This window comes from Amycolatopsis sp., assembly GCF_036008905.1.
GTDB lineage: Bacteria > Actinomycetota > Actinomycetes > Mycobacteriales > Pseudonocardiaceae > Amycolatopsis.
This window is the reverse complement of the sequence record NZ_DASYMU010000079.1, coordinates 17,113-32,757: the sequence shown is the minus strand read 5'-3', so window position 1 is coordinate 32,757 and position 15,645 is coordinate 17,113. Positions and strand designations below refer to the sequence as shown.

The window sequence follows — 15,645 nt, the reverse complement described above, 5'->3', positions numbered from 1 at the left end:
GTAGCAGTGCGCAAGGATCGGTTCCCCGCCGGTGAGCGTGAGGGCGACGAGGACCAATCCCGCCCCGCCTGCCACGTCGGCAGTAAGGGGGATCTCCCGGGTAACAGGCCCGTTGCATACGGCGCTGGTAGTTCCAACGTCCAAGATGCCGCCGGAGGCGTTACGTATGGCCGTAGCCTTCCCTACGCGGCACCCCTTCGTGCCTAGGCCTCGGAGTTCACCGGTAACGAGAACCGACCGGTTGTAGAACTCGACCGTGCCGCGGTAGTACGCCCCACCGTAGGTGAGGTTGAACGATGCCCTGTCGTCTGCAACCGCGGCGGGCGCCCCCGCCACGGTCAATCCTGCGGCGACCATCAGCGTGGCCGCGATAGCAGCTGATCGTTTGAAAGCCCTTCGGATACGTGGACTCACGAAAACCTCCCTTAGAAGTGGGCCGACGGTGCTGGTCGTGCGGGAAGAGCGGTCACGTCGGCCTCCCGCACGACCGCGCCGGCTGCCGACAACGGCTACTTGAAGACGGTCGTCAAGTAGCCGTTGTCGGCATCGGCGCTGAGGGAAATGTCGACATTGTCGGCGCCGCCGGGTTTGTTCGCGGGCACCGGCAGCGTGATCGGCACGTTCGTGTTGCAGTAATAGGGCGACTGATTTCGGCCGAGAGGGGGGTTGGTGTCGACGCCAACGTAAGCCTCGGCTTTGACGTAGCGGCAGCCGACAGCGTGCAGCGTTCCCGTGATGGTCACGTTGCGGGCGCTGAAGTTGACGGTGCCCTTGTAAATGCTCGCGCCGTACTTGACCGTGAATGGCCGGCTGACCGAAGCCGGTGCGGCCGTCGCGGCTGGCGCAGTGGCGACACGAGCCCGGCAGCCGCCAAACCGGCCGCAGCGGCCGCACGACGTCGCCCGGCATGGCGTCTGGCTACTGTTGGCGCCGGATACGACGTGGACCTCAGCGTTAAGAACATGAAAATCCCCCTCCTGTTTGATCAACTCGGTACCCAAGGTGATCTTCGGGTCCGGAGCACAGCACGCCGACGCCGACGCCGAGGTTGCCCCCACCGATCCGCATCACTCGAATGCACGCACCGAGACAGAAGGTCGGTCGCCCCGAACACGACCGGATCCCGGCGCTCGTGGCAACAGGACGGGTGAGTTAGCCGCCGGTCAGCCTCGCCGCGACCGCCTTGCCCACGCCGCTGTAGATCCGGACCGCGGCGTCGCCACCGCCCAAGTTTCCGACCGACCACACGCTCATCTCCACCGTCGTACGCCCGGACTTGAACTCCAGCGGCGACTGGACGCTCTTCCCCATGTTGCTCAGGCAGGTAAGCCCATCCCCCACCGCGAACGGCACCGTCTTCGGCTCCCCGAACGGGCGGCGGAAACCCTTACCCAGCGCGCAGTCGTAGTCGTTCGCCTGCACAGCCATCGCCTCGGTGAGGTAGTTCGTGAACCGCAAGGTGATGCCCTGATCGATAGAGGTGCCGACGCCGGAGTTCGCGGCCGACTGAGTTTCCTGCTTGCACGACGTCTCCACAGCCCAACTCGTCGTGTGCCCGAGGTTGCCGGAATCTGGGCTCGGGTCGGTGCGGGTCTGCGCGAGCTCGTACTCCTCCACCACCCGGCCGTCGGTGCCGAAACCCAGCGCCGCACGGAAATCGGCGCTCGTGAAGACCTCGCAGGGTGGCCGGACATGGCTGTACTGCGCGCCGTAGGAATAGGTCGACGGGCCGGTCGGCGGCGCGTGCAGCCGCTCGGCGACCTGCTTCACCACCGCAGCGAGCTGCGCTTCGTCAGTGGGCTCCGCCCTCGTCGCCAGACGCAGTACCTCCACATAAAAGCCCGGCGGGAAGATCGCCGTCACCCGCGTGAAACGGCTGCTCTCGCTGGGCCCGGCGGTCAGCGTGCGAAAACCCGCCACCTCCCCGTCCACGCCACCTTGACGTCGCAGGGAACGCTCCATCGAGTCCTGCTGTTGCGGGGCGTCGAACGGCGCTTGATAGATCGTGAGCACCAGCAGCTCGCTGTTCGGGCCCGGGTACAGACATTCACTGACGCCGTGGGCCGCGGTGTCGCCGCGGCCGTTCGGGTCGTCCGGCGCGTCCTCGGTCATGCGCGTGGTCCGCAGCACCGGGCCCCGCGACGGGGTGCTGTTGACCTCGTAACCGCTCTGCTGCACGACGTCGAGCGACATCACCGTGCACGCGTCGTAGGCCGGCACCCCGCCGAACGTGTGCGGCGTTCCGGTGCCGAGCTGCTGGCGCAGCACGATCCCGCGGTTACCCGGCAAGCCGAGCTTCTCGTCGATCCGTCCGGGTCCGGCGCTGCCGGACATCGTCGTGGTGCACCCGGTCAGCGCCATAGCCAAGACGGCGAGCACCACCGGGATCCGGTGCCGGCGGACACGGCGCGCGGACAAGATGGACTGCATTGATCCCCTCCCCAAGGTCAACAACGCCATCCAGGCTATACGCCGACCTCCGTCGGGTCGCCCGCTGAGGCCCCGGCGCGTCGCGTCCTCGCACCCGCGCGGGCACCGCGGCTGTCGCGATCGCGAGGGTCACCCCTGTGACGTGCGTAAACCCGGCGACACTAGGCCATCCGGGGTACGCTCGGCGCAGCGGTTCCAGTCCACGCAGCTCGGTCACCCGGGCGACCCGGGAGGTGATCGACATGGCGCGTACCGCCCGCGGTGCTCGGTCGGATGCCCCGGCGTGGATCGAGCCGATGCTGGCCAAATCCGACGGCGGCCGGCTTCCCACCGGATCCGCCATCACCTACGAGTACAAATTATGGCCGGACTTTGCTTGCTGTCCGTTGTCCGCCTGATATGGCAGCAGCCAGGCGGCGCTAGGCCAACGCTTGGTTGTCGGTGGCCGGGGGTCGCCGACTGGTGGGCTCGCGTATTCGACACGGGTGGCTATGTCGGTCTCAACTGACACCGGAAGTCGGTCTCGGTCAACACCAGCATTGGTGAGACGTATCGGTGTCGATGGGCGTCGACACCGCAGGCCGAAGTAACAGGCCCGGCTTATATAAGGCATGACTGGTACGATCCTGGTCGTGCACGCATTCGACATCCTCGGAGACCCGGTGCGCCGGCGCATTCTCGAGCTACTCGCCGACGGTGAGCAGACCTCGGGCGCGATCACAGAGGTGATTCGGGCCGAGTTCGCACTGTCCCAGCCGGCCGTCTCCCAGCATCTGCGCGTTCTGCGTGAGAGCGGATTCGCGTCGGTCCGGGCTGAGGGGGCTCGCCGGTTCTACGCCGTCGACCCCTCGCCGCTAAGCGAGGTTGACGTGTGGTTAGACCGGTTTCGCGGGCTCTGGGATCAGCGGCTCGACGCCCTGGGAACTGAGCTGGCCCGCGGCAGACGCGCATCCCGGACCTCAGGTGTTGACAAGGCCGATCCACCAGCGGAAGGAACATGACATGAAGGACGTACTGGACGAACTGGCCGCTGCGCGCCGGACGATGGGCGCAGCGACCCTGCCCGCCGGCGACGCGTACACGATGGAGTTGCGGCGTCGCTACGACGCGCCGGTCGACGACGTGTGGAACGCCATCACCGACCCCGAGCGACTGGGCCGCTGGTTGAAGTCGGTCACCGGGGACCTGCGGCTCGGCGGGTCGTTCGAGCTGGACGGCGGTGAGCACGGCGAGATTCTCCGGTGCGACCCGCCGCGGCGGCTGCGGGTGTCCTGGCTCTTCGGACCGGACGCCGACGAGTGGCCGGGTACGAGCGAGGTCGAGGTGCGCCTGTCCCCGGGCCCTGCCGGGGACACCGAGCTCGAACTGGTCCATGCAGCGGCCGTCGGGGAGCCCATGTTCCCGACCTACGGCCCCGGTGCCGGCGGCGTGGGCTGGGACCTGCATCTCCTCACCCTGGCCCGGTTCCTGGCCGACGGCGAGACCCTCGACCACGAGGAGTTCCGGAACTTGCCCGAGGGGCGCGAGTTCGCTCGGCGTAGCGCCGCGGCATGGGGCGAAGCTCACCTGGCCGCCGGCGGCGATCCGGATCAGGTGGCGTCCGCGGTCGAGGCCACCACCGCGTTCTACGCCCCCGAAAGGAACGCTCGATGAGGTACACCACCTCAATCGAGATCGGCCTGCCACGCGAGAAGGTGGTCCAGCTGGTCGAGATCATGAGCAAAACCAGACAGGCCCGATGCGCCACCCAGCCGACGACACCGGGGTAGAAACGAGGTTACTGCTGGTCAGAGATGTCCGCCCGAAGTCTCTTAAGGACTACGGGGCCCGTAGCCCTTCCGCTGCGCCGGGACGTCACCACTCCGGACGGCCGTGAACCTCGACAACGATGCCTGCGTCTCTCAAGTGGCTGCCAGGGTGGCTGGCAGGAGGTCGCGCGGTCGATCGCCGCGGACCCCTTACTGACCTGGACAATCTGGGATGCGACCGTCCTCGCCAGACAGCCGCTCGTCGTGCGCCTCACCGAGGTGATTTGCCCGGTGGGTGGTCTAGAGATGCCTGTCGGGCGCGTTCGCCCTGCTCGGGAGGATCACTACGTTCACTGGGTGGCGCAGCGGGCGTTGACGATTCCTGAGCTCGGCGACGGAAGAGCCGGAACCTCGAACACGGTCAGGCTGGTCTGTTCGGTCAACCGCAGGCCGGTACGGACCATCAGATCGGCGAAGGCGCAGTTGCGGGCGGCCCATCGGCCCCGAAACGCAGGACGCGGCAACTCTTCGGCGTCGAAGCCGCACAACCCCACGTTGCGCCATCGCCTGTACGAGGCCGGTGGCAGCCACTTCACATCCCGCCGTGCCCCGCTATGCGACGACTCCGCCGGTACCTCGCGAACTTGACTGCTACGGCCCTGACCCCGCGAGCGGGGAGAGAAAGCGGATGCCGCTCGTTGCCGGATCGGGTTGGTCCGCACCAAATCCGGCTGGAACGCCCACAGGTAGAACTGGTTGACCGTGGCTACCTCACGATCCCACGTCGAGTTCTGCACCCGCGGCCCGCTCTCGTCCCGTCGCCGCCACCACTCGTAGGCGGCGCGGTCGTCCGGGGTCGCCGCTCGCCAGCTGCAGCCACCCCGTGCCGTGGACAAAAAGGTGAAGAAGGTTCGCAGGTCGCGCGCGTGAGCGGCCTGTGTGTTCCACGGTGCATGTCCCAGCCACACGGAGAAGTACCGGTTCAACTCGACGTCGTACTCACCGCCACGGCCAAGCAGAAACGGCTGACCGTCTGACAGATGCCACTCGTCCAGCCTTCTGTCCAGACCCGCAAACAGGTCAGGAAACTCGGCTATCAACGGCGTTGACTCACGCGGCCTTGCCGCATCCCGGCGGGTGAAATGCACGCGCCAGTCCATGATCGACATGCTCGCGAACAGTACCGGTGGACTGTTCAGCAGCGCATAAATCAAACTTGACGGCTACCGGTGCTCGATGGGGATCGCTCCGGACGGCACCACTGTGCTGACCAGCCGCAACGGCAACGACTTCACCGCCGAATTCCCCACCCTCACCGGTGTGCTCACCGACGGGCTCGATGGCGAAGCAGCGCTGCTCGACGGCGAGATCGTCGTTTATGACGAACACGGCCGACCGGACTTCGGGCTCCTGCAGCAACGCCGCGGCCGCCACACCCGCCGCGGCCCGGACCGCTCCGAGCCAGTCGACGACGTCGACCTCCGATTCCTCGCCTTCGACATCCTGCGCCTGGGCGACACCGACCTGCTCGCCGAGCCCTACGACACACGGCACCGGATCCTGACCGCGCTGCCGATGCCCGACCCGCACAAGGTCTCGATCGTCCCCGCGTTCACCATCGACGAGCTCGCCGCGGACCGCCGCACACCGCACGATCTCCTCGACCAGGCCGCGGCGACCGGACACGAAGGACTGGTCGCCAAGGTGCGCTCGTCGGTCTACCTGCCCGGAAAACGCAGCGATACGTGGAAAAAACACCCTCTCATCCGGACACAGGAAGTGATCATTTGCGGGTGGCGGCCGTGGCAGCGCGGCTTCGCGGGCACCCTCGGTGGGTTGCTGCTCGGCGGCCACGACCCTGACACCGGCGATCTCGTCTACCTCGGCGACGTCGGTCCCGTTGACGTTGCTTCGCCGCGTGGACCTACGGCGCTGTCCGACTTCACTCGTGTCGGAGAGCGCCGCTCGACCAGGAGGAAGTCAGGGATCAACGGTCGTCGCAGAAACCACGCGAAGAGGTCGACTGGACCTGGGCTTGCCGGATCAGACCCCTTCGAGGCCGACGATCGTGCCGAAGGGATCAATGACCTGGCAGATCCGGCGGGCGTCGTCGACGCACAGCGGCCCGTAGTGGTGTATGCACCCGGCGGCCAACAGCCGGTCGCGAACGGCGTCGACGTCGTCGACGGCCAAGTAGACGACAGGGAGAGTGCCGCCTCTCGGATTGCGCGCGTCGTCGAGCGGGTGGAAGCGTATTCGACGCCGCCGACGTTCAGCCAGGCGTAGACGGCGGCACCGCTGACGTCCAGGTGGACGTCAAGGTCAAGGATCTCGCCCCCCAACGGGCGGATTTCTCCCGAATCACCGAAGCCCGAGCCAACGGATGGCTCGGTGAGGTCCAGGGCCTCCAGATCAGCCAGGAGGCGGCGCGCACGAAGCTGGCCTAGCTGGACAGACTGGCTCGCAACCGCACCGTCGCTCGTCCGGTCGACATCGGTATGCCGACCATCGGCGACCACTAACGACACAGGACTACGGAACGCCTTTGTCTTGCCACGCAACAGATAGCCTCTGACCACTGATCAACGTCGGTCGGGCATCTAAAGGTACTGCCCGTAGGCCTCTCAGTGCGCCTGCCACTGCCCGGAGGAAGTCCTCGAAGAGCCGTATGGCGCGGTCGCATTGGTTCCCCTGGGTGCGTCGGTCGGGGCGCGCCGGGATAGGGCGCGAAAGAGACCCGACGCCAGCCCGAGCGACCTCGTGGCGGGATGGCGCTAGGGGCACCGCGCTGTGCTACGCGATTCCGTCTGCGCGGCTATCTCGGCCGCTGGCGGGTCACCCCACCGGTCACCTGCCGGTCAGGTCCCGCAGTTTGTCGTCAATATCGAGCTGGAACGTGGTCTGCATGTCTTCGTACGGGGTTGTCGAATGGACTCTGATCTCGCTGCCGGCCATGTCATAGCTATGGCCGGTCGCGACGAACCGACACGGCAGGTCTCGTTTCTCCAGATCGGCGAGGAAAGCATCGGCCGTCACAATGTCCTGGGGGTCGTGGTCGTCCGGGTCGGGGTCGCCGAAGCTGGTCACCCGGTAGAGGACGACGTAACGCTTGTGCAGCCCGACGTCGAGGATCTTGCTGAGCCGCACAACGGGGTCTTTCTCGGCGCCGTCATACGGTTCGTAGCCGTATTGGCTGTCCACCTTGAAGTGGTCGGTCCCAAGCGGGCCCTGCGGTCCGGTGATCCACAGACCGCGGACGAGCCAGCCTGGTTCCAGGATGAACTGTGAGCGCGCAGGACGATTCTCCATGGCCTCTGGGGAAGCGGCCTCGCTCACCTGCAGGGCGTCGACGTTGCCGCCCTTGTCGGGGCTGTTATAGCTGTCCACGGCGAGGCTGCGTGAACTACGTGAACCAGTGGAGGTGAACTGCGGTTCCGGGTCCGGCTTGCGGTCGCAGGACGGCTTGGCCGAGCTTGCCCCGGACACGCTCGCCGCGACGGCGCCGAGCGCCGCACGCCGTTGCTCGAAGCGCGGCTGGTACTCCTTGAGCACCTGCCTCATCGCTTGCTCTGTCCGTCGCTCTGCGCTTTCGCCGTCGTTGCTGTTGCAGCCAGACAGCAGAAGCGCGACGGCGGTCGCCGCCACGCCTAGAGAACGCGTCCGTACCTGCATCGGGCCTCCTTCGGTACAGGTAGCAGTGTGCCCGATCCTGACGGGTCACCGAGCTGCCCCCGCGCGATCAAGGCCGGTACTGCCGCCCCGCCACGACCCTGCTCTGGAGCCTGGACGGCAAGAAGATCGTCCGATAGTTCATTTCGGACGGACGGCTAGTCCGGTAAAGACACCGGCCTGACCAAATCCGCCCGCGACGATCTAACGCGACCAGCACGGCGGCGGCCACGATCGCATGCGTCGAGCATTCCGACAGGCCCACTGCCCGCATTTGCGGGAACGGACGTCGTGTGCCACCTATCTCGCTTTCGGGTACCGATCACAATTTTCCTCCGTGTCAGGCATATCGATCATCATGCCGTCCATCGCCATCAGTCGCCGCCGGTCGAGCCATGCGCCCGTAGTCCCGGCCGTAGCCACGCGGGCAAACAGAGCTTTCATGGGAGTGGAACCTCGCTCCTGCGCACGGGCTACCGCGAGGAGGCCCGCTCCTGGAGGGACTGGCTTCTGCGGGCGGTCGCGGGCGACCCGGAGAACCTCCGGGTCATGTACGGCATCGGCGGTGAGCGTGAGCTCGGTGAGCGTGAGCTCGGTGAGGCGGATCTTGGCTGGCTGCCCGGCTACGAGGGCTCGGGCCCGGGCCGGGTCGGCAACGGCGCCGCGCACCAGCTCCAGCTCGACGTGTACGGAGAGGTCACCGAAGCCCTCCACCTCGCGCACACGGCCGGCCTCGCCCGAAACGACTACGCGACCGGTCTCCAGCTCAAACTGATTGAATACCTCGAAAGGCACTGGCCGGAGCCGGATGAGGGAACTTGCGAGGTTCGCGGTCCGCGCCGGCACTTCGTGTACTCCAAGGTGATGTCCTGGGTTGCCGTCGACCGCACCATACGGCTGGCCGAAAGCGGCGAGGCCGACGGACCACTCGGACGCTGGCGTGATCTGCGCGACGAAATCCACCGCGACGTGTGCGAGAAGGGGTACGACCCCGAGCGCAACACGTTCACCCAGTCGTACGGCTCGAAGGAACTCGACGCCGCCCTCCTGCTGATTCCCCAGGTCGGCTTCGGGGTGACTTCCCACATGTCTGAGAGCCGAACAGACGGCCCAGGACTGTCCGCATCAGGCGGCCGGCGACCGGGACGACACCGGCCACGGAAAGCACCGGGGCGGGGCCGCCGCGACGGACGACTCGCAGTCGTCGGTATACGGACGCCACCGCCGCCCCGGGGAGACCATCGAGAGGTTTTGAGCCTGGGCGCCGGCACGCGGACGCCGTGAAGTCCTCCACATAGCACCGGACTTCAGCCAACTCCCCCAGGTGCCGCGGACCGCTCAACGACACAGCACCTCAACCGGCCACGCCTCCGACAAATGACCCTGTCCAAGTCCAGCCGGCCGACCGCCTCAGACCGAGGGGTCTTCCTCGGGCGCCCCGCCCAACTGCTGCAACACCGCGTTCATGTCGGCGAACCCCCAGTGCCCGGTGATCTTGCCGTCGACCACGCTCATCGCGTCGATCCCCGCCATGGCCATCGTCCGGCCAGTCGCCGGGAGGCCGAAGAAATCGCCGCGGTGGGTGCCGCGAAGGATCTTGAACGTCGTCACCAGGCCGCCCTCGGCGGACTGCCAGCGGATCTCCGGGGTGAGGTCGGGGAAGGCCTCGCGGAGGGCGCCGTACAGGTGGCGGACGGACGCCTTGTCGGCGGGCATACCGGGCTGCTGGGTGTGGTCGACGAAGTCGTCGGCGAAGATCTCCTCGAAAACGGCGAAGTCACCGGTCCCCTGGACCTCCTCGACGTTACGCCGGACAACGGCAACGGCGGCGTCCTCTTCTGGTGTCCGGGTCATGTCGCGCTCCTCGCGGGCAGGGTCCCGGCGAGCCAGCGCCAGGCGGCTCGCGGCAGGACGTGATTCGGGCACGGTACCACCCACCATCCCGGCCCGAGCCAGCCCGTCGATCCGCCGGTGTACGGCCCCGAGGAGCTGCTCGGCATCGCCTCGGCGGCCGGGGGCGAGTTCGACGTGGCTGCCGACGACGAGCGACGCGGGTCCATCGAGGCGCAGATCGGGAGCGAGTCCCACGCCTCCGATCGGGCCGCGCTCGGCGGCGACGCCGCGGCAGGCGGATCCCCGGATTTCCCGCGCCGGGCGAAGGCCGCCTTCACCTACGCGGGCGGCAGCAACTCCGAGGTGTCAGAGGAGCTGTACAGCGACACCGAGGCGACCCTGTCCCAGGGCACCGGCCGGATCTTCGACGCCATGACGTCATGCCCCTCGTACCAGGTTGTCGTCGGCAGCACACCGATCGACATCGCCACGCAGCAGATGTCCGCGCCCCAGCTCGGTGACGAGCAGTGGAGCCTGCTGATGACCTTCACCGCCGGCGGAAGCAGCACCGTCGTCAAGCAGACGGCGATCCGCACCGGCACCACCGTGGTCCTGGTCACCGGTTCACCCGGCCTTGTGGATGCCCATGTGGACAAGGCGCTGGCCAAGGCCCGCTCCGCGAACTGACACCGTGCCACTCTGCCCCGCCACCTCACGGACCGGCGGGGCAGACGCCTGTCTAACGAGCTCGTGCATGGTTGGCGGTGGCACGTCGAAGGCCGCGGTTTCGCCGCACCTTCACATTCGCGCACCGCGGTGCATCGTGGCTGTCTGCTGGTGGGAGAGCAGCCCTGCGACGAACCCGGCGAACCGGTGCGGCGTGGCCACGACGACGTCGTGCCCTGCCGCGAGCAGCCCCCGCGCCAGCGCCACGAACGGCTGGACAGCACGGCGGGTCCCCAGCAGTGGCGCCTTGTCGATCACCAGAGGTTGGCTGCCTTAACTGTCGCGGCTGGATCCCTCAGCTTGTGTGGCAGCACGCCGAGGCTCAGCTGGGCCTTGAATCTCGCCACCGCATGGCTGTGGCCTCCGCCCCATGCGGGGTGGAGGCCACAGTCATGCGCAAACCTGATTAGCCGGTGACGTCGAGGTGTGACTTGACCGGGGTCGGGACCGGCGCGTTGCCGTTCGCGTCGGGCTTGTCGCCAGCCGGGGCGGCACTGCCGTCACCGGTGGTCGTCGGCGCGGCGGGTGTGCTGGTCTTGGTGCCGGTCGGAGCGGTGGGCGAGGTCGAGGCGGTCGGCTTCGTGGTCGGTGTGGTGGTGCCGCCACCCTGCCCGTCACCGGCGGCACAGGTGACCGAAGCCAGCTCGATCTTCTGAATGCCGTCCACATTGACCTCGAGCGCGGTGACCGTGACCGAGCCGTCCTTGTTCTTGGTCTGCTTGTTCAGCGTGACCGAGGCCAGCCCGGAAACACCCACAGCGGTGTTGGCCGGCACGGCGACGTCGAGCTTCTGGCCACCGATCGATGCCTTCGCCAGCGAGGACGACACCTTGCCGTCCTCACATTTCGCTTCGATCGCGGTCGCGGTCAGCAGCGGCTTCGTGAGTGTTCCGCTGAGCAGGCTCAGGTTCACGCTGACGTCGAGGATGCTCGCCCTCGCCTGACCCGCACCGGCCTGGGCGTTGAGGACGTTCGCCGTGACCGCGCCGCCGGGCGTCGCGAACTTGGCGACGGACTTCTGGGCGAAGCCCTCGGAGTCGTTCACCGAGGGGATCGGGGCGATCTTGAGCAGCCCGGCCGCGGACAGCGCGAACGCCGAGTTGCCGTGGGCTGCGTCGTTGTTCACGGCCGCGCCGGCGGCGGGGGCGAAAGCCACTCCGGCGGAGAGCAGGACGGACAGCGTGCCGATACCGAGCGCGACATTTTTCTTGCTGGACAACAAATCAGCCTTTCGAAGTTGAATGACCTATGGGGAAATGGGGGGAACACACCCAGTGCGTGCTCCTGGTGACCACGCTTCGAGGGCGCGGTCAGCGGGTTTTCAGACGATGTTCACCATTGTGCCGAGTGGCACCTTGGCGAGTTTGCCGAGAGCGTCGGCGGGTACCCGGATGCATCCGTCGCTATTGGCCTTGCCGACGAAACTGTCGTCCGGCCAGGTGTGGATCCCCACTGTGCCGGGCCCGCCGCCGAACGTCTCCAAAGAATCCGAATGATAGCTCAACGGAAGAACGATCGGGCTGTATGTGTTCACAGTTTCTTCGAGCGACGCCATGACGAAAGCGCGTCCTTGCGGAGTCGGGTGCTCCGGTTTTCCGGTGCCGATCTTCCACGTGCCGACGGACTTGCCGTCCTGGAGGAGGTCCAGCGAGAAGGTTTCGCGGTTCACGTTGATCACATAGTCGTTGTTGGCGGTCACGACTTCGGCGGAACTCACGTGCACCCAGCCGGCGGCGGCGTTGGGGCGGGCCGGCAACAGGACCTGAGCCCAGTCGCCCTGCTCGGCGATCACGGGAACCCAGGTCGGGGAGCCCATCTGAATGGAGGGCAGTTTGGCGATGGCTTTGCCGCCGACACCCTGGTAGACGACGACATCGCTGTTCGGGTGGAGAACCTTGCCGCCCGTCGTACCCGTCGGCTGCGGATCTTTCGCGGCGTCGGCAATGGAGGCGAACGTGTTCGCCTCCGGTAGTTGGGTGAGGTCCTCCTGACTGACCGCGGCCGGAGCGACGTCGGGTGAACTACTGCTACAAGCGCTCACCAGCACGGTCAGCGTGGCGACACCGACGGCGGCGACCAGCGTTCTGGAACGCTTGCGTCTTTTGGAAATGTCCATCGATCACGATCCTTGGAAAAGGGTGCGGACACAAAAGGCAGTACGGGGTTCCACCGAACACCGCAGATGCCAGGGCAAAAACTGGTTTTGAGTGACTCACTCGGATGAGAGCAGACCATTCACTCGATCGGGTGAATTTATGTAACACGATTTCATCGTCCAACCCTTCCGAGCGACAGATACTGCACTCAATGCGGTGATCTGCTGATGCTACTGATGCTCAGAAATCAACTTATTCGGGGGTTCGGAAAACTGTCGTACTGCCGCGGCGAGCCATGGACCTGCGCTTATTCAGTGAGTCGCGCTTTCCTGCCCGCCGGCACGGAGTGGGCAGGGATTGCCGGATTACCACATCAACTAAGTGAATCGATGACGTACTGATCCGGCAGTTGCCCGCACCCCCTGACAGGCATGCATTCGACACCCGCGTATTCGCCTCACTGGCTGACGCGGACGCGTGGACCGGGCACCACGATCGTCGAGTGCGCCCGGGTCGCCGAACAACTCTACGACTTCCTCGTAGACGACGGGTCCCACCCGCGCTCAGCATGCCGGTCGGTTCACCGAAGGCGGTCTGCACATCGGTACGGAAGTCCTCGGCACTCCGCCGGCCGAGGCGATCATGCCCTGATCACCTCGGCGAACGTGCGTGGTCGCCGAGAAATGCGCATCTCCGCCGCGGACGCCGATGCGAACATGCTGTACGGATTGGTGCGCTGGAAGGGTTCCGCGGCGCGACCGGATTCCGCTCTCTCATGTCAAATCGCACGGCGCGCTGTGCACGATGGCCGCTACCGACCCGGCGTGGCCGAAGGCGTGGCCCGCGCGGGTTGATGTGGCCGGGTCGCGAGCCGTTCGAGGCGATCCGTGACGTCTGCTGCCTTCGGGTCACCGCTGGCAGAGTAGTTCTTGTGGGCGGCGGTCCAGTGCTCGTGTGCTTCGTCGGCGTCGTCCGGTGCCTGGCAACATCTCCCAGCACCACCAGCACTTCCGCCTGGTCGTGGGTTGAGCCGATCTCCCGCGTGATGTCCAGCGCCTCGGTCAGCAACGGCCCTGCGTCGTCGGCGCGGCCGCAGCGGAGGTAGACCGCTGCGAGGCTGGTGAGGACGCGAGCGTACTGCGCCCGATCCAGACTCACCATCATGTCGGCCGCGCCGCGCATGGCCGCGATCGCGGCGCTGTACTGCTGTTGATCGGCAAGCATCTCTCCGATCCGCCGCTGCGCCACCGCGACCGCCCGGTCAGTACCGATCACCTCGCGGATCTTCTTGACCTGCCTCAAATACGTGAGCGCTCCGGGCACATCGCCACTGCCCTGGAGTGCACCCGCCAGCTCACCGAGCGCGACAGCCCGTGCTGGCTCGTCCTGCGCTTCCTCGGCCAACTCGAGCGCCATGTGTCCCTCGATGATCGCTTCGTCATAGCGGTCAAGTCCGCACAGCGCGAAGCACAGCTGAGCACGCAGGCACGCTTCCGCGAGGATCCCCATAGTGCCTCGCAGAACTGCCAGGTGAGGTCGTCCCACCCGCGTTCGTCCGCGGCCTTCACCGCGAGCACGATGGTGCACCGTTCCTCCGCGAGCCATTCCAGTGCTGCGCGGTGGGAGGCGAACCCGGGCTCCCGGTCGGCCTGGAATCGTGGCCCGACGCGCAGCCGGGTAGGTCGCAGCACCAGGTCGGCGTCCACCACCCGATCGAGGTACCACTCGACCACCCGCCGGACCGCCGCGTCCCGGTCGGCATCTGAGTCAGTCCGCTCGGCCTGCAGGCGGGCATGCAGCTGCAGGAGATCGTGGTAGCGGAACCGCAGATCTCCGACCTCTTTGAGCATGTTCTGGTCCACCAGTGCGCACAAGGCTCTGCCGACATCCTTGAGAGGCTCACCAACAGCTGCCGCGGCGACCTCCACACCGAACTCCGGGCCGGGATGCAGCGCACACATCCGGTAGACCCGCGCCTGCGCGTCGGACAGGTCCTTGTAGGCCACGTCGAAGATCACCTCCACAGAGGACCCGTCCAGGGCCATTTTCGCCAGCCTGTAGTCATTACGCAGTGCCCCGACCTCACGGTCCACCGAGCGCCGCGGATGCGCCGAGAGGCGCGCCCCCACGATGGACAACGCGAGCGGCATCCCGCCGCACAGCCGGGCCAGCTCCTCGGCGTGGTCGTCGTTGCCGGTCAGCCTGCTGTGGCCGACGATGTTGGTGAGCAGCTCCACCGAGTCGGAGACGGAGAGTGGGTCCACCTCGAGGAAACGGGCACCGTGAAGGCTCAGCCCGGCCAGGTGCCAGCGGCTGGTGATCACCACCGTGCTGGTGCCGGATGCGGGCAGCAGCGGGCGCACCTGGGCTGAGGAGAAGGCATTGTCGAGCAGGATGGCCCCCCGCACGACCAGCCGTCATCGACCGGAACAATGCTTGCCGTTGGCCCAGGCCGAACGGGATGGCCCGAGGGTGGACTCCGAGCGTGAGCAGGAACCACTCCAGCACCTGCCCCGGTTCCACAGGCCCGCTCGGTGTGTGTGCGCCGAGATCGGCGTAGAGCTGGCCGTCGACGAAGCGGTCAGCTCGGTGCAGTGTTGATCCGCCCCATCCGGTGGGAGCTGATCGCCCAGCAGTACGACCAGATGGTCAAATACACCACCGGGCTGCGGCTGGGCACCGCAGAGTCGGAATCCACCCTGCGGCGCTTCACCCGCGGCGGCCCGAAACACCCCACCTATCAAGCACTCGAAGAACTCGGCCGAGCGGTGCGCACGATCTTCGCCTGCGAATATTTGTCCTCCCCCGAGCTACGGAGGGAGATTCACAGCGGGTTGCAGGTGGTGGAGAACTGGAACTCCGGCAACACCGTCATCTTTTTCGGCAAGGACGGCGACCTCACCGGCCCCGACCGCGAGCACGCCGAACGTCGCCCTGACCCCCGCTGTTCCGGACCCACGTCAACCCATACGGCCGGTTCCGACTAAACATGGACACCCGCCTCGACCTGGGCGCCAGTACCGCAACGGATCAGATCGAGCCGATCTTGTAGCCCGCACCGCCGTTCTCAGTTGTCGATCGGCGTGCGGGCGGGTTCTCGTTCGGCGGTGTAGCCGCCCCAGGGCGGTGACGGCCAGATGCAG

The 15,645-nt window shown here is 66.8% G+C and carries 17 protein-coding genes and 1 pseudogene; 7 read left to right on the top strand and 11 right to left on the bottom strand.

Features of this window, described 5'->3' with window-relative positions:
• The 3 genes from VGP60_RS15055 to VGP60_RS15045 form a co-directional block, all read right to left on the bottom strand.
• The coding region (locus VGP60_RS15055) for a hypothetical protein (RefSeq protein ID WP_327548613.1) at nucleotides 1–414 on the bottom strand (414 nt) is incomplete at its 3' end.
• 95 nt (nucleotides 415–509) lie between these two features.
• A complete protein-coding gene (locus VGP60_RS15050; RefSeq protein WP_327548612.1) occupies nucleotides 510–1,001 on the bottom strand; it encodes a hypothetical protein in 492 nt (163 codons plus the stop codon).
• 151 nt (nucleotides 1,002–1,152) lie between these two features.
• Entirely contained in the window at nucleotides 1,153–2,430 is a 1,278-nt protein-coding gene (locus VGP60_RS15045; protein WP_327548611.1) for a hypothetical protein, read from the bottom strand.
• A 632-nt stretch (nucleotides 2,431–3,062) separates the two neighbouring features.
• Here VGP60_RS15045 and VGP60_RS15040 point away from each other — a divergent pair.
• Nucleotides 3,063–3,431 carry a metalloregulator ArsR/SmtB family transcription factor gene (locus tag VGP60_RS15040; RefSeq protein ID WP_327548616.1) on the top strand — a complete coding sequence of 123 codons (369 nt, stop codon included), beginning with the start codon at nucleotides 3,063–3,065 and terminating at the stop codon, nucleotides 3,429–3,431.
• A gap of 1 nt (nucleotide 3,432) precedes the next feature.
• Nucleotides 3,433–4,083 (top strand): SRPBCC family protein, encoded by a 651-nt coding sequence (locus tag VGP60_RS15035; protein ID WP_327548610.1) that lies wholly within the window; start codon nucleotides 3,433–3,435, stop codon nucleotides 4,081–4,083.
• Nucleotides 4,084–4,528: 445 nt separating this feature from the next.
• On the opposite strand, the gene VGP60_RS15030 is transcribed toward VGP60_RS15035, so the two are convergent.
• The gene (locus VGP60_RS15030) at nucleotides 4,529–5,347 is read right to left on the bottom strand and encodes a site-specific integrase (protein ID WP_327548609.1); all 819 of its coding nucleotides are present in this window, start codon (nucleotides 5,345–5,347) and stop codon (nucleotides 4,529–4,531) included.
• A gap of 40 nt (nucleotides 5,348–5,387) precedes the next feature.
• Between VGP60_RS15030 and VGP60_RS15025 the strand changes: the two genes are divergently transcribed.
• Nucleotides 5,388–6,464 (top strand): hypothetical protein, encoded by a 1,077-nt coding sequence (locus VGP60_RS15025; protein ID WP_327548615.1) that lies wholly within the window; start codon nucleotides 5,388–5,390, stop codon nucleotides 6,462–6,464.
• Nucleotides 6,465–6,487: 23 nt separating this feature from the next.
• Nucleotides 6,488–6,625 carry a hypothetical protein gene (locus VGP60_RS15020; protein ID WP_327548608.1) on the top strand — a complete coding sequence of 46 codons (138 nt, stop codon included), beginning with the start codon at nucleotides 6,488–6,490 and terminating at the stop codon, nucleotides 6,623–6,625.
• A gap of 400 nt (nucleotides 6,626–7,025) precedes the next feature.
• On the opposite strand, the gene VGP60_RS15015 is transcribed toward VGP60_RS15020, so the two are convergent.
• A complete protein-coding gene (locus VGP60_RS15015) occupies nucleotides 7,026–7,850 on the bottom strand; it encodes a hypothetical protein (protein WP_327548607.1) in 825 nt (274 codons plus the stop codon).
• A 288-nt stretch (nucleotides 7,851–8,138) separates the two neighbouring features.
• On the opposite strand from VGP60_RS15015, the gene VGP60_RS15010 reads away from it, so the two are divergent.
• Nucleotides 8,139–9,131, top strand: a complete 993-nt coding sequence (locus VGP60_RS15010; protein ID WP_327548606.1) for a glycoside hydrolase family 15 protein — start codon at nucleotides 8,139–8,141, stop codon at nucleotides 9,129–9,131.
• A gap of 126 nt (nucleotides 9,132–9,257) precedes the next feature.
• Here VGP60_RS15010 and VGP60_RS15005 read toward each other — a convergent pair whose 3' ends face one another.
• Nucleotides 9,258–9,701, bottom strand: coding sequence for an ester cyclase (locus VGP60_RS15005; protein ID WP_327548605.1), 444 nt, complete (start codon nucleotides 9,699–9,701; stop codon nucleotides 9,258–9,260).
• Between the two features lie 117 nt (nucleotides 9,702–9,818).
• On the opposite strand from VGP60_RS15005, the gene VGP60_RS15000 reads away from it, so the two are divergent.
• Entirely contained in the window at nucleotides 9,819–10,367 is a 549-nt protein-coding gene (locus VGP60_RS15000; protein ID WP_327548604.1) for a hypothetical protein, read from the top strand.
• A 111-nt stretch (nucleotides 10,368–10,478) separates the two neighbouring features.
• Here VGP60_RS15000 and VGP60_RS14995 read toward each other — a convergent pair whose 3' ends face one another.
• From VGP60_RS14995 to VGP60_RS14975, 5 genes are all read right to left on the bottom strand, one after another.
• On the bottom strand, nucleotides 10,479–10,664 hold the full coding sequence (locus VGP60_RS14995) for a hypothetical protein (RefSeq protein WP_327548603.1): 186 nt from the start codon (nucleotides 10,662–10,664) through the stop codon (nucleotides 10,479–10,481).
• 148 nt (nucleotides 10,665–10,812) lie between these two features.
• A complete protein-coding gene (locus tag VGP60_RS14990; protein ID WP_327548602.1) occupies nucleotides 10,813–11,625 on the bottom strand; it encodes a choice-of-anchor P family protein in 813 nt (270 codons plus the stop codon).
• 102 nt (nucleotides 11,626–11,727) lie between these two features.
• Nucleotides 11,728–12,522: a L,D-transpeptidase gene (locus VGP60_RS14985; RefSeq protein WP_327548601.1), complete on the bottom strand. Its 795-nt coding sequence runs from the start codon at nucleotides 12,520–12,522 to the stop codon at nucleotides 11,728–11,730.
• Nucleotides 12,523–13,153: 631 nt separating this feature from the next.
• Nucleotides 13,154–13,804 carry a tetratricopeptide repeat protein gene (locus tag VGP60_RS14980; protein WP_327548600.1) on the bottom strand — a complete coding sequence of 217 codons (651 nt, stop codon included), beginning with the start codon at nucleotides 13,802–13,804 and terminating at the stop codon, nucleotides 13,154–13,156.
• Entirely contained in the window at nucleotides 13,801–14,910 is a 1,110-nt protein-coding gene (locus VGP60_RS14975; protein ID WP_327548599.1) for an NB-ARC domain-containing protein, read from the bottom strand. The genes VGP60_RS14980 and VGP60_RS14975 overlap by 4 nt, the downstream gene beginning before the upstream one ends.
• A 189-nt stretch (nucleotides 14,911–15,099) precedes the next feature.
• On the opposite strand from VGP60_RS14975, the pseudogene VGP60_RS14970 reads away from it, so the two are divergent.
• Nucleotides 15,100–15,396, top strand: a pseudogene (locus VGP60_RS14970) (Tn3 family transposase); the annotation flags it as partial.
• Nucleotides 15,397–15,645 lie beyond the last annotated feature (249 nt).

Coding starts and splice junctions, on each gene's coding strand:
- VGP60_RS15045 (WP_327548611.1), bottom strand. CDS start 2,430: ATGCAGTCCATCTTGTCCGCGCGCCGTGTCCGCCGGCACCGGATCCCG.
- VGP60_RS15035 (WP_327548610.1), top strand. CDS start 3,433: ATGAAGGACGTACTGGACGAACTGGCCGCTGCGCGCCGGACGATGGGC.
- VGP60_RS15030 (WP_327548609.1), bottom strand. CDS start 5,347: ATGTCGATCATGGACTGGCGCGTGCATTTCACCCGCCGGGATGCGGCA.
- VGP60_RS15015 (WP_327548607.1), bottom strand. CDS start 7,850: ATGCAGGTACGGACGCGTTCTCTAGGCGTGGCGGCGACCGCCGTCGCG.
- VGP60_RS15005 (WP_327548605.1), bottom strand. CDS start 9,701: ATGACCCGGACACCAGAAGAGGACGCCGCCGTTGCCGTTGTCCGGCGT.
- VGP60_RS14985 (WP_327548601.1), bottom strand. CDS start 12,522: ATGGACATTTCCAAAAGACGCAAGCGTTCCAGAACGCTGGTCGCCGCC.